This window comes from Pelodictyon phaeoclathratiforme BU-1 (genome assembly GCF_000020645.1).
Classification (GTDB): domain Bacteria; phylum Bacteroidota; class Chlorobiia; order Chlorobiales; family Chlorobiaceae; genus Chlorobium; species Chlorobium phaeoclathratiforme.
Window position 1 is genome coordinate 829,197 of the sequence record NC_011060.1, and the last position, 13,288, is coordinate 842,484.

General features: G+C 48.3%; 14 protein-coding genes and 1 pseudogene. 14 read left to right on the forward strand and 1 reads right to left on the reverse strand.

What is annotated here, in order from left to right; translation table 11 throughout:
• Positions 1-107 precede the first annotated feature (107 nt).
• The 4 genes and pseudogenes from PPHA_RS03900 to PPHA_RS16700 form a co-directional block, all read left to right on the forward strand.
• Complete coding sequence (locus PPHA_RS03900; RefSeq protein WP_012507577.1) at positions 108-461, forward strand: type II toxin-antitoxin system RelE/ParE family toxin; 354 nt, start codon at positions 108-110, stop codon at positions 459-461.
• Entirely contained in the window at positions 454-729 is a 276-nt protein-coding gene (locus tag PPHA_RS03905; protein ID WP_012507578.1) for a helix-turn-helix domain-containing protein, read from the forward strand. Before PPHA_RS03900 ends, PPHA_RS03905 begins: the two co-directional genes overlap by 8 nt.
• Positions 730-1,348: 619 nt before the next feature.
• Positions 1,349-2,020 (forward strand): type IV toxin-antitoxin system AbiEi family antitoxin domain-containing protein, encoded by a 672-nt coding sequence (locus PPHA_RS03910; protein WP_150085586.1) that lies wholly within the window; start codon positions 1,349-1,351, stop codon positions 2,018-2,020.
• A 14-nt stretch (positions 2,021-2,034) separates the two neighbouring features.
• Positions 2,035-2,222, forward strand: a pseudogene (locus PPHA_RS16700) (nucleotidyl transferase AbiEii/AbiGii toxin family protein); the annotation flags it as partial.
• Here the strand turns inward: PPHA_RS16700 and PPHA_RS16705 are convergent.
• Positions 2,173-2,550 (reverse strand): transposase, encoded by a 378-nt coding sequence (locus tag PPHA_RS16705; protein WP_190274056.1) that lies wholly within the window; start codon positions 2,548-2,550, stop codon positions 2,173-2,175. The pseudogene PPHA_RS16700 and the gene PPHA_RS16705 overlap by 50 nt on opposite strands.
• A 133-nt stretch (positions 2,551-2,683) precedes the next feature.
• Here PPHA_RS16705 and PPHA_RS03920 point away from each other — a divergent pair, with 133 nt between their 5' ends.
• From PPHA_RS03920 to PPHA_RS03965, 10 genes are all read left to right on the forward strand, one after another.
• Complete coding sequence (locus PPHA_RS03920) at positions 2,684-4,510, forward strand: hypothetical protein (RefSeq protein WP_012507580.1); 1,827 nt, start codon at positions 2,684-2,686, stop codon at positions 4,508-4,510.
• A 443-nt stretch (positions 4,511-4,953) separates the two neighbouring features.
• Positions 4,954-5,409 (forward strand): NAD-binding protein, encoded by a 456-nt coding sequence (locus PPHA_RS03925; protein WP_012507581.1) that lies wholly within the window; start codon positions 4,954-4,956, stop codon positions 5,407-5,409.
• A 72-nt stretch (positions 5,410-5,481) separates the two neighbouring features.
• Positions 5,482-6,720, forward strand: coding sequence for a hypothetical protein (locus PPHA_RS03930; RefSeq protein WP_150085588.1), 1,239 nt, complete (start codon positions 5,482-5,484; stop codon positions 6,718-6,720).
• Positions 6,721-7,236: 516 nt separating this feature from the next.
• Complete coding sequence (locus tag PPHA_RS03935) at positions 7,237-7,437, forward strand: Flp family type IVb pilin (RefSeq protein ID WP_049759946.1); 201 nt, start codon at positions 7,237-7,239, stop codon at positions 7,435-7,437.
• 70 nt (positions 7,438-7,507) lie between these two features.
• Entirely contained in the window at positions 7,508-8,251 is a 744-nt protein-coding gene (cpaB, locus tag PPHA_RS03940) for a Flp pilus assembly protein CpaB (RefSeq protein WP_049759888.1), read from the forward strand.
• Positions 8,252-8,262: 11 nt separating this feature from the next.
• Positions 8,263-9,789: a type II and III secretion system protein family protein gene (locus PPHA_RS03945; RefSeq protein ID WP_223293975.1), complete on the forward strand. Its 1,527-nt coding sequence runs from the start codon at positions 8,263-8,265 to the stop codon at positions 9,787-9,789.
• Positions 9,786-10,211: a TadE/TadG family type IV pilus assembly protein gene (locus PPHA_RS14490; protein WP_012507586.1), complete on the forward strand. Its 426-nt coding sequence runs from the start codon at positions 9,786-9,788 to the stop codon at positions 10,209-10,211. Before PPHA_RS03945 ends, PPHA_RS14490 begins: the two co-directional genes overlap by 4 nt.
• Positions 10,208-10,735, forward strand: a complete 528-nt coding sequence (locus tag PPHA_RS03955) for a TadG family pilus assembly protein (RefSeq protein WP_012507587.1) — start codon at positions 10,208-10,210, stop codon at positions 10,733-10,735. The genes PPHA_RS14490 and PPHA_RS03955 overlap by 4 nt, the downstream gene beginning before the upstream one ends.
• Before the next feature lie 6 nt (positions 10,736-10,741).
• On the forward strand, positions 10,742-11,887 hold the full coding sequence (locus PPHA_RS03960) for an AAA family ATPase (RefSeq protein WP_012507588.1): 1,146 nt from the start codon (positions 10,742-10,744) through the stop codon (positions 11,885-11,887).
• The gene (locus tag PPHA_RS03965) at positions 11,863-13,284 is read left to right on the forward strand and encodes a CpaF family protein (RefSeq protein ID WP_012507589.1); all 1,422 of its coding nucleotides are present in this window, start codon (positions 11,863-11,865) and stop codon (positions 13,282-13,284) included. The genes PPHA_RS03960 and PPHA_RS03965 overlap by 25 nt, the downstream gene beginning before the upstream one ends.
• The last annotated feature ends 4 nt before the right edge of the window (positions 13,285-13,288 follow it).

Here is a 13,288-nt window from a genome sequence, read left to right on the forward strand (position 1 = left end):
GGCGATGGTAGTGACCATGATCCGGCATGGGTTGAACTGGAACTGTAGAGCGGGCGACTGAACGAATTCCTTTTGTGGATAGTTAACTATTTTGTTAACATTTACTCATGCGAGAGATTGTTTTCTTTAAGACCCGTGCCGGGAAAAGTCCAGTGGAAGACTATCTGGACACGCTTTCTGAAAAGGAAGTCCAGAAGGTACTGTGGGTGCTCAGACTTGTCAAGGAGTTGCCCACGGTGTCGACCGAGTATTTCAAGAAACTCCAAAACACGGATGGTATATGGGAGATCAGAGCAAAACAGGCAAGTAATGCCTTTAGGCTTTTAGGATTTCTTGATCAAGGAAGCTTGGTTGTTCTGACCAATGGTTTCTCAAAGAAAACTCAGAAAACCCCGGCATCAGAAATTGTACTCGCTGAAAAGCGGAAAACAGAATATCTATCGAGGAAAAACCATGGATGATCTTGAACGATACATTAAGAAGCGGAAAGATGAGTCCCCGGATTTCGCAAAAACTTTTGAACAGGGTTACGAACAATTCCGGATCGGGGAGTTACTGCGCCAGGCAAGAAAACGTGCAGGCCTGACCCAGGAAGATCTGGCTGAAAAACTGCACACCAAAAAATCGGCAGTCTCCCGCATCGAGAACCATTCGGAAGACATCCGGCTCTCGACGCTGAGCCATTATGCCGAAGCTCTGGGTAAAAAGCTTACCATAGTGATTCAATAATTCTATTCGAGCATGGAGATTTTCCTCTATAGTCTGTGAGAAAAAGGGAGGTTTTCTGAAGCTATGGTGTAATTGTTGTTACGATTTGGGCACTGATTTTGATAAAAAATCTGCGACGCGGATGCGATATGAAAAATTAATTATCCCTATAACTCTTTTTATATCAATGGTATATGGCTTCAGTATGATATTTGCACTGTAGATGTCAGAAGTTCGAATCCACTATCGTCCACTCCCATAAAACCCTGTAAAAAAATAACTTAGATGGTTTTTCTTGTTGTCTCAAATACAGCCAAAACACACTGAATCTGTCGAAATTAACGCTGTTTATACTGGTTTTGCGACGTATATGCGACGCGTGAATTAACAGTTGTTTTGAAATATGCGGCTAATGCGTTGTTAGAAAAAATCTTATGCGGCCATGTTTACGAGAAGCGCTACCTTAACGGGAAATTTATTCAGGTTTGCTGTTTTTGTTACACCATTGTTAGACGTGACAAGAGATTTTGTGTCCCATCGCCTTCCTGCGTTCAGAACTGATAAATTCAGGGGGGCTTGTTTTTTATTGTACCCGGAAAACTCTGTTTTGCATAGATAATCGACTAATATTCGATTATCTATGCAAAATAATGACCTCATGCAACTCGAAAAGAAGCTCAGCTCACTGGGTGGTGTGCCTCTGACGCACGGAGCACTTGTCTCCATGCTCAAAGAGTACCGCTCTCCGAACGATAAAATTGTCCGCTTGATAGATGAAGGGTGGCTTGTACCCATCAAGAAAGGGCTTTATGCCGTTTCACCTGAACGGACAACGATTCCCATTTCCACACCGCTTGTGGCAAATCTCCTCTATGGGCCATCCTGTGTTTCAATGGATTACGCGCTGTACCATTACGGGATTATTCCCGAGCGAGTGGTTGAGGTGACTTCAATGACCACCAGGCGGGGTAAGGTGTATGATCTTCCGATAGGCCGATTTTCCTATACGCATTCTCCGCTTGATTTTTATCCAGTCGGAATTGATCGTGTCGAGAATACCGATAAAACAGGTTTTTTGATGGCCTCTCCAGAGAAGGCGTTGTGTGACAAGCTTGTGTTTACCCGAAATCTGAATATCGTGTCACCACGTGCATTACAGGATCTGCTGATGGATGACCTGCGCCTTGATGAAGAGAATATCACCCGTTTTGACCTGAAGGTGATAGAGGCCTGTATCATGCCGGGAATGAAAGAAAGAATGCTGCGGGCATTGCTGGAGCTTGTCAACTCGATGAAAAGGGATCTGAAATGAGTGTACTTGGCCAGATGCTTGAAAAATATGATACGACCACTGTCGAAGGGAGAGTCAACGGACTGAGGGAGGTGATGCAGGAGGTTGCACTTGCCGGTTTGTATCGTGGCGGATTTTTTTTAACCGGGCAGCTTTTTACGCGGGCACCTGTCTCAGGATATTTTACGGTTTGCCAAGGTTTTCAGAGGATCTTGATTTTTCAAATCCTGTTTTTGACTCATCATCTCGCGTAGCTCCTGATCCCAAAGAGTTAAATGTTCTGAATGCAAGCCCCTTTCCCGTAAAAACGTCCCTTTTTCTGCTTCCGATATGCTGGCTGCTTCTTTTATCAGAAGATACTTTTCTTGCGCATTAATGAAACGAGGGCATGTTTCTTCGATGAGTAACTGACTGCCTGCAGGCTGCTTGACCCAGTTCCGAATCGTTTGATCATTAAGACCCATTTCCTCACTCACCTTGGTAATACTTTCGTTATCAGGGGGTAAAACCCGTCTTAAAATGCTTACCTTTATTGATCTTGAATAGCCCATCTTGTCTCCTTGGTTGAGACACCGTCTATAAATTAACACATAGGGGTGCTATAAGCTCAAGAAAAACAACTAACGATGAAAAACGATCATGAAGAGTTTCTTCGTGAATCGAAAAAGAATAAAGGAGTGAATAATGCCAAGCAAGGGTATTGATGTATTCGCCTACAACAGTAGTAATCGTTTTCAGGTGCGTGTTGAGTGTCGTGGTTATGACAATGTCTGTTTTCCATTTATGAACAGCATCCAACAACGTCATTTCGAAATGGACACGAGGAATATCCACTGGTATGAGGCCACTGGAGCCTTTCGGATGTATGCCATGGTTGATGGTAAGGACGTGCTGGAACGCGGGGCGGAGATCAACCCGAACACGGGCGGATTAGCGGTAAACAATCTGATCAGTTGGGTGGATAATCAGCGTTCGCAGATCGGGGCCGACTACGCTGTTTCGTGGGGATTTACTGACGTTGCAACGATGGCGGGGCTGAGCCATCAGGCATACGTTTTTGTTACCGGGAACCAGAGTGATTGGATGAAACGGATGAATGCTCCTGCGGAAACTACGCTGAATGAATTTGTATTGCCTGGATCGCACGACTCGGGGATGTACGTCAAGCTGACAGGCCCGCTTGGAGTGAATGCGTTTTACAATACACAGAAAGACGATGTGAGCACACAGTTGCAGCTCGGAGCGAGGTACTTCGACTTCAGGCCAGGGCATATGTGGAACTTGACCGCCCAGAACGTCCTCGTGAGGGAAGAAAGGCTCTGCCACCTGCACTCGAATAATGGTATTATTGCTGAGACACAGGCCGGAGAAGGCTTTGAGAATTTTTTACAGGCTATTGTCACGTTTCTCACGCAGCACAGTGGTGAAATCGTCGTCGTGAAATACACGAATGACGGTTTTGGGAACAACACAGGGCTTATGCCGGATGCGGGGGAAGTGGAAAAACAGATAAGAACGGTGATGGCCAAATCGAAGCTGGTGCGGGGCACGGTGAGCGATCTGGCGGCCAATTATGCATATCTGGTCTCAACCGGCAAGCGGCTGATCATCTATGACGGGGACGACAGCAGCATTAAGGAGCGCGTGTCGTACTGGAAAGGCAATTATGCGACTGAAAACCCGAACGAGATCATTGCGGCTCTGGACAAGACATTAAACACGCAGATCGGTACAGACAAGTATGCTGCCACGATACTGCAAGTGGCAGGCTCGTTCCAGGGGACATCGCTTGGGATACAGATGGCTCTGAGTTGCGGTACTCATGATGGCGGGCCGCTTCTGTATACCAAGGCGCGATTCGACAATGCAGTGCAAGGCTGGCTGCGAAGCATGAACAACTCACTGCGCTTTGACACTCCTCTGGTGGTGTTGCTGGACGATTATGTGGATAACGCGCTGACGGAGCTCTGTATTCACCTGACGCAGGAAAGAATTACGCAAACCAAAACATACTCGATCGGTGATACCGGTCCTGCTGGCGGTATAATCGTATATGCCGCTCCTGGGGGTATTCCTGATTCATCGGGCGTGCGATACCTGGAGGCCGCACCTCTGGACCAGAGCGCTGGAGTCCACTGGCTCAGCACCAACAAACCGATCATCCCTGAAATTCAGGGGCTCGAACCGGAAGGCATCGGGAAAGGGAAAATCAATACCGTTCACCTGTTGAGAACGCACTCATCAGATGCTTTCGCCGCAAAACTCTGTCACGACCTCGTCATCAATGGGTACGACGATTGGTACCTCCCAAGCAAGGAGGAATTGAATCTGATCTACCTTCATGCGAAGCAGACTGGGAAAAGCACATTCGCGCACAACAAGTATTGGGCTTCGTCGATCAATCCCGGTGGCCCTTGGGTCGACCAGCAAGACTTTGATAGTGGTGCGATAAGTTGTACGAAAAAGACAGCCATATACGAGTTTGCGGTTCGAGGGATACGGTCGTTCTGAGTTACTAACGGATTTTGCGTTCCTTCGCATTCCGGATTTTCAGGACTGATAGATTTCGCGTGGCTTGTTCCGATCAAGAGGGGCATTATGTCGTCTCAGTATGATATTTACGGGAAATATGTTCACGTTTACTGTTTTTGTTACACTATTGTTACATAGAATTTTCAAGCTGAAGGAAAGAAAGTCATGTCAGAATGGAACTGAAACTTTTTTTCAGTGAGCCATAAATTTATCGAGTCTGTCAGATGAGTCTGGACAGAATGTATTTTGCGATATTCAGCTCTTTTTTCGTCTCAAACAGTGCAATCCTCTTTTTTCAGCTCTCCAGTACACGCAATCCGGTGGATAGGAAGCGCATATTTCCTGATATCTGCCGGAAACCATTGAGATGATAAGAGGATGGCTGGAATGCTTTTTCAGGGTTTGTTCTGCATCTTCGATTGATGCAAGTCTGGCTTGTCCTGAACAGAGAAGTGGCAGGTAAGGTTTCGGTGCCATGTATAAAAATAGGATTATATATCACCCAATATGCGATTCCTTTTTTTGCGTATGGTACCTTTTTCACCAAGCTGTTTCACGAGCATCTCTATCCGTATCTGAAAAGAAAAACGGTCAACAGTTACAAGGGTCATCATGTCATCGTCAGCTATGGTGCTTTCGGAAAAGCTTTGGCAAAAGCATTATCAGATGTCAGTAAGAAGGATAATGTCGAGCCACAGATCGTCGCGGTCGATAAACTCCATACCGCCGAGCATGACAATGAATTCACTCTGACGATTCTCTATTACGATGCATTGCGGGCTGATCTCTTCAAAGTGGCAAACCTGAAATCTGCCATCAGGCTCTATCTGATGCTTCCTGATGAGCGGGAAAATCTTGCCCTGCTGGAACAAATCTAAAACAAAGCCGACCCAGGTACCGAACTTAGAGTCAATCTCCGCACTCAGTCACTTACTATGCAGAATCTGCTCATGGACTGGGTCGGAATCAATGCATTCAAACAAGAAGGACTGGATATTCGTGCATCGAATCCATATGCTGTATCAGCACGTGGCATTGTAAATCAATATTCTCCGGACTTGTACGCGCCAACCATGAAAGGCTCTGTTGCACAAGTTGTGATGGTCGTCGGTAACTCCGATATGGCCAAAGCGCTGGTGCTGCGCTTTGCCCGCATCGGCACCTATTCTCCGAATGGAAAGCTCCGGCTGGTCTGGGTTGGCGTAGGAGTTACAGAGGCTTTCAACGAGCTGAAAACCCTGTACCCTGCTCTTGATACCGATTATCGCAATCTCAACTTTTTGAGCTTTGAATTGGGAGTATCCAGAGAATTTTTCGACAGCGTATTGCCTCCGCTTCAATTGGTCATAGCAGATCAACCGCCTGAACAAGCAATCTGCAACGAAGTGATTGCCGGTGCGGACGACGCATCATGGCCATCGGCGATCTACGTCTGTCACGATTCGGACATCAGGAATCTTTCAGAAGCACGAGATATTCAGGCCGCGTTGTGCTCGAAACCGGAAGCTGTCCGGAGAGAAACCTATGGGAAGAAAGGAAGATTGATACTTGCCATACAAAACCAGTCAGAGCTCGGAATTGGTGATAATCAAGCTTTGCTGGCATTTCCCTATCTCATAGAGGAACAATCCATCGATAAACTGTTTGCGGAAACCATAGTCAAAGACCGCTCAGATGACATTGCCAAAGAGTATCATGCGGTCTATTCCAGCTTGAAAGACGAATCGATAATCAAAGAAGCATGGATTACAACGCCCGTGTACCGGAAAGAATCAAACCGTGATCTTGCCGATCATTTGGCCATAAAGGCGAGGTATGCAGGCATTAACGCTGAAGCTGTCAATAAGCTTGTGTTTGAAGGGGTTGGTTCGATTTCTGATGGAGATGAAAAAAAAATGGAGGAGGCATTCGATGATCTGGTTATCATGGAGATGAACCGCTACCGTGCGTTTATGTTTATGAACAATTTTCGGTATGGAACCCATGCTTTGGAGTACCTAATGCGCGTTGTGACAACACTGCCTTTGGACCAACTGAAGAAAGAACTCGATCAGTGCCTGCGGGTTAACAAAACGCTACTTGAAGAGTTTTTACCGGAGAAAGAGCGCGAAAAAGACGATAACATCGTCAAAACTTCAATAGAAGTGATGAAGAAAAGAAGCAACTATCAAGAGACCGTTAGTACATGAATAAGCTCATAACGGAATGTTGCAAATTTTATGCAACGAGGAAAATGATGCTTCTTTGTAAAAGTTAGTCACAAAAGAGGTTAGACGGAATGATTCGTCGATGAATCATTCCTGCTTCGGTTGTGATTGTTGAACTGCCGGAAACTCTACTTTTCGATCGACTGATGAAGGGGATAGATGCAGTGCAGCAGATGACTATCAGCAGAGGTTGATGGCAGATGATGCAAAAAGGACAAAATCAAAATCGATCATGTTAGGGGAGCACTTCAAACGGTGTTCATCAAAAAAAAGCAAGAATAGTGATTGGCTGTGCGTATTTATTTTGTAAATTTACAGGGTAAGCATCGTCCCTGAAAAATGTGAGTGTAGTCAGTTGCACGCCCAATATATGGATTCGGGTGGGCTGATACTCACAATTTGAGGGTCTCATGTTGGAGTGAATATTAACTAATTTCATTGGGAGGTAAAGCCATGAAAAACACGTTCGTCTCCGTCAAATTACAAAAAGTCGTAGCCATGATCGACTATCTGGTTGCGGCTGTTGTTGGCTTATTTGGTGGAAATCTGTCCATCAGGTCACAAAAAGGCGTAACCATGATTGAGTATGCCTTGATTGCTGGTTTGATTTCTGTTGCTACAATTGCAGCCGTTACGCTTATCGGAACTAGTTTGAACGAGGTTTTTGAAAAGATTTCAGATGCCCTTGACGGTATCTGATAGCACTTTTACAGCATAAGCAGTGAAACCACAACAATTCGTTCTCGCCATCGCACTTATTCTGGGTGCGATGGCAGCTTTTTTGGCTGCCCGCTGGATGAGTGTCGCCCAAACATCAATGTCGAGGGTCGTCGTTGTTGAGCAGCCCATCGAAGCGGGTAAAGCTATCAAAGCTCATCAAATCAGGAGCATCGATTGGCCCGGTTCGGCTGTTCCTCGCGATGCGTCCACTCGCATCGCCAGTGTGGTAGGACGAATTGCCCTCGTCTCCATGATGCCGGGTGAGCCGGTTCTGCCTGGCAAATTGGCCCCAACAACCGCGACTGGCGGTTTATCCTCTATCATCCCAAAGGGCAAGCGTGCCATTACAGTTAAGGTAAATGAGGTGATTGCGGTTGCCGGTTTTGCCCTGCCAGGCAGCTATGTGGATGTTTTGGTTAGTAGCAAAGATGCCAACCAACAGCCTTTTTCGGTGACGGTACTGTTGCGCGTCAAAGTATTGGCCATAGCCCAGGAAACCACTGCAGACCGGGATAAACCAAAAGTGGTCAATGCCGTAACCCTCGAGCTTACTCCGCACGAAGCCGAAAAGCTCGACCTGGCTCGCAACATCGGGGCGCTGTCTCTTGTCTTGCGCAACGAATTCGACACCGGCAAAATAAACTCCGCAGGTGTACGTCTTTCCGATATTATTTATTCACAGTCTGCTCCTGCAAGCACCTGTTCGCCAACTGCACAAGCGGCACCAATGCGTCAAAGCAGTGGCCCCGAAGAAATCCGTGGCACCAGCCGTCAAAATATTGCCACACCATAGCCAATATGCAGATGAATTTGACATGCCTGATACGTTTTGCCTGCCGGATGAGCGCTCTTGTTGCGCTTCTTGTTGGCACTGTACCCATGGCTACAATGGCCTCTCCTGAACCCGTGAGGAGAAGGGACGACTCGTACGTAACCGTTGTGTCTGAAATGACTGCTCCATCGATTTATCTTGTGCCTCTGGGCGAATCGAGGGTTTACCGGTTCGCGCAACCCATCAAACGTGTTGCCATGGGCGACCCCAAGGTGGCCGACTATATCATGCTTAACCGCTTCGAAGTTTATTTGCTGGGAAAAAAAATGGGCTCAACCAATCTTGCTGTATGGGACCAAAATGGCAACCTGACCTCCTCGCCGGTACAGGTCAGCCGTGGCACAACCGCCCTGCAAGCTCTCTTAAAAGTTCTTTTTCCGAAAGAGAACGACATTCATCTCCTTGCCCTTGGTCCAGCTCTGGTACTCTCCGGCTCTGTGTCTGACGCCCTGGTTGCAGAGAGCGTCGCTCGCTTGGTAAGATCGTATTTTGGTGGCTCGGTTTCAAGTGGTACTCCGGAATCAGCCCTTGTCGGCACTGACTCCAAGCCGTTTACCGGTATAATTGAAGAGATGAGTAAGGACGTTGTTTTTTCCAAAACGGAGTCTCATTCTAAAGAAACCACAACGCATGGAGGGGAATCTGACAGCACGCGCGGCGTAGTCAATCTGCTCAAGGTGCGCGATTCGCAGCAAGTCCGGCTCGAAGTCTGCATTGCCCAGGTATCGAGGACTTTTATCGAATCTTTGGGTATCAGCTTCTTTAAAACCTCTGGTGATATACAAGGAAGCACCCTTTTATCAGGGTTTGTCAGCAACGCTACGCTTAATAATCTTTTGCTGGGTCGGCTGGGTCAGGCCAATGGGATCAAAATGGTTGCGGACCGCAAACCATCGTTGTTCAAGGTACTTGCCGAACCCACCATTGTCACTATGAGTGGCAAAGAGGGTTTTTTTCTGGTTGGAGGTAAAATTTATGTACCTGTAAGAGTCATCGATTACAGCCCAATAAATCTCCAAGAATATGACAAATACTATATTTCCTACAAAGAATACCTTTATGGAGTAGGTTTACGCTTTATGCCCGTTGTGCTGGATGCTGGCCGTATTTCGCTCAAGGTCGTATCCGAGGTTTCCGAGCCTGATACAGAATCTGCCACTTCGGGGACTAAAGCTAATTTGCCCTTGTTTAAAATCAGCACCGTTTCCACCAACGTTCAGATGAACGAGGGTGAAAACCTTGTTATTGGCGGACTCAAGCTCGACAATTTTGCCAATGCGATTGATTCGGTGCCTTTGCTGAGTGAAATTCCCATTCTTGGTGCGCTTTTTCGGGACACCAAGAAGAATGCCGAGAAGACCGAACTCATGGTCATTATTCGCCCCACTTTGGTCAAAGGCAGCGCCACCATGCCAGAGCTTCCAACTGACAGAGTTATTCCTCCTACCCGAAAAGAGCTTTTCCTCGATGGAAAACTTGAAGGATCACCACTAAAATGAGCATCATGCACGCAGATATGCCCCTGCTCAAGGCCCCGGAAAAGGAGCAGGCTCAATCCCAAAAGGGCTATGCGACTGTCGAATTTATGCTTCTCCTGCACTTGTTTCTGCATATTCTCCTTGGGATATTTTTTTATTCTATTGCCCTGTTAGACAAAATTGTGCTTACCAATGCCAGCCGGGAAGGCGCACGTGCCGGAGCCATTAGCTCCAGCACCATTAGTGCCCAAACAGCTGCCGCATCGGGCTGCGACTGCAAACTCATTTCAATGTATGGCACCCTAAGCGCCACCATTACACCGACTGTAGATAGCAGTACCAATATGTGTACAGTTGAGACCCGTTGCTATTACCCACCAGTTTATATTTTTCCAGGCATTGACCTCTCGGCCACAACCAGCATGAGGCTTGAATCTCCATGATACGGTCACACTCCATCACCAAACGGCTCTACGGCCAGCGTGGCACTGTCGTCATTTTGTTTGCCCTGCTCTTGCCGGTATTGCTTGGTTTTGCCGCTTTGGCGATTGACTTGGCCCGTCTCAGCCTGACCAGGGTTGAACTTCAAAACGCGGCCGATGCTGCCGCTTTGGCTGGCGCTCATTCACTCGGCGATGTGCTGTCACCTCATTGGACTTCGGCTGCGGACACTGCGCTGGTCTGGGCACAACACAACGTCGCCTATGGCTCAAAGATTAAGGATGCGACCATTGAAACGGTTTACTGGCCCAGTATGCGTCCCTCAACCAGCGCACCCGTTGCTGGAGATGCCCCCGCTATACGTGCGATGATTACTATCGACAGTACCCATAATTGCGGGCCTTGCAAGTTCTTTTTCGCCCCCTTTCTGGGTATTGCCATCAAAGACGTTCAAGCCAGCGCCATTGCCGTGCTACTCAAACCCACCGGGGGCGGTGGCGCCTCCATACCCAAACTGGTACAATAAAAATAGATGAACATCATTACCTACTCTCCCCATCCCTGGGAGGTTCCCGATACACAACTTGAGCTGGGTCAACACCAACTGGCCCGACTGGTGGGTGAGCTTGGGGTTATGGTGCATCAACTCACAGCGCAAAAACCTGACCTCGTATTTCTTGTGGGCTTTGAACCCGCCGATCCCCATTACATTCAAGAGGTAGAGAAACTCTGCCTCGCACTGCCGCATGCCGCAATCGTGGTCCTGCACCCCCAAACAGAGCCAGAACTTTTGTTATCGCTTATGCGCGCTGGTGTACGTGAAGTCATTGTCGACAGTACCTCCGAAACCCTGCAAGAAGTTATCGAACGCACTCACCTTCGTGCCAAAGGCGTTAGTATCAATCGGTGTCGGGTTTTTGGATTTGTCTCTTCCAAGGGGGGGGATGGCAGCTCCTGCATAGCGGCCAACCTGGCTTTTGCACTCTCTCAAGAGCCCGACTTCCGCGTGCTGGCGGTCGATGTCTCTTTACCCTTTGGTGACCTTGACATGTACCTCACCGGAGAAAACCACCCTCAGGATTTAGCCGATATTTCCGGTGAATGTGACCGGCTCGACCAGTCGCTGCTCGACAGCATGGTGCAGCACCTCAGCCCTACACTCGATCTCATCTCCTCGCCCGCAACCTTCGAAAAAATTGTTCATATCGAACCCGAGCGCGTGAGCGAACTCATTCACATTGCCACAAACTTTTACGACTATATTCTGGTTGATTTTGGTTCATCCCTTGATCAGGTTGGCATCTGGGTTTTGGAGCAGCTTGACGAACTCTGCATCGTATTCACCCCATCGCTGCCATCGTTGCGCCGGGCGGGCCAAATACTCAAACTCTGGAAAGAATTTGAAAAACCCATGTCGTGCACCGAAATCATCCTCAACCGTGCTGACACAAGTGTTCCTATCACCGGTACCGAAATCGAAAAAGTGATCGGCAGGCCAATTAACAAACGCTTTCCCTCCGACGCTGAAGCCGTGCAGGAATCCCTCTTGATTGGCCAGCCCTTATTGCAAGTGGCGCCCAAATCCAAACTTTCCAAAACCATCGTCGACTGGGCCGAGCACATCACAGGCAGCAGTCATCATAAACGCTCACTATGGGAACGCTTAAAGATCAAATAGCTCGCTGGAACCTTTCCACCAAACGGGTTGCAGCGCCTCCTCAATCGGCGCCTGCACAACCTTATGTCGTTGAAGTTCCGACCTCGACTGCGCCAGTGCCGGTGATAAAAGCCAGAGCATCCGCAGGGGTTGACTCTTACGCTACCAAAACGAAGTTGCACCAAAAGCTGCTCACCCGTATTGACCTCAGCTCCATCGAAAGCCTGACCCCCGAGCAACTGCGCAACGAGCTCGGGGTCTTGCTTGTTGAGCTTATCGAAGAAGAGGAGATCCGCTTTAATGATCAAGAGCGTGCTAAATTGGTAGCCGACCTCAAAAATGAAATCATGGGTCTGGGTCCTTTGGAGCCCTTGCTTGCCGATCCTGCCATTTCTGAAATCATGGTCAACGGCTGCCAAAACGTCTATATCGAAAAAAACGGATGCATTCAGCCCACCAATATCCATTTTAATGACGACGCTCATCTAATGAAAATCATCGATAAAATCGTCTCTCGAGTGGGGCGGCGCATCGATGAATCGTGCCCGATGGTCGATGCCCGCCTGCCCGATGGGGCGCGCGTTAATGCCATCATTCCGCCATTGGCTCTCGATGGCCCTGTCCTCACCATTCGGCGCTTTGCGGTTGTGCCCTTGCAAATGAGCGACTTCATTGAGAAAAATACCCTCACATCCGCCATGGCCGAACTGTTGTCAGCTCTGGTTAAAGCAAAGTGCAATATTATCATTTCCGGGGGCACTGGTTCTGGTAAAACCACGCTGCTCAACATTCTCTCGAGCTTTATTCCCGAGAACGAACGCATCGTCACCATCGAAGACACTGCCGAATTGCAGCTTCAGCAAAATCACGTCATTCGACTGGAGACGCGTACGCCCAACATCGAAGGTAAAGGTGAAATCACTATGCGCGTCCTTGTGAAAAACAGCTTGCGTATGCGGCCCGACCGCATCGTGCTGGGCGAGGTCCGTAGCTCCGAGGTGATCGACATGCTGCAAGCCATGAACACCGGCCACGAGGGCTCACTCACCACCATTCACGCCAACAGCCCGCGGCATGCGCTGGGCAGGCTCGAAAATCTGGTAGGCATGGATGGCATCACTCTACCCACCAAAGCCCTGCGCGAGCTTATTTCCTCGTCGCTTGACTTTATCATCCAAATTACGCGACTCAATGATGGTAGCCGTAAAATCACGAGCATCGAGGAAATCATCGGCATGGAAGGAGACATCATTACCACCCAGGAAATTTTTTGCTACAAGCGTATGGGCATTAACCCGGACGGATCCGTGCAAGGAATGTTCAGGGCCACGGGTGTGCGTCCCAAAGTGTATGAAAAAATCCACACCTATGGCATTTGCCTCAGTGATGGCATGTTCGACCCCGGCGACAACGACTAACCTT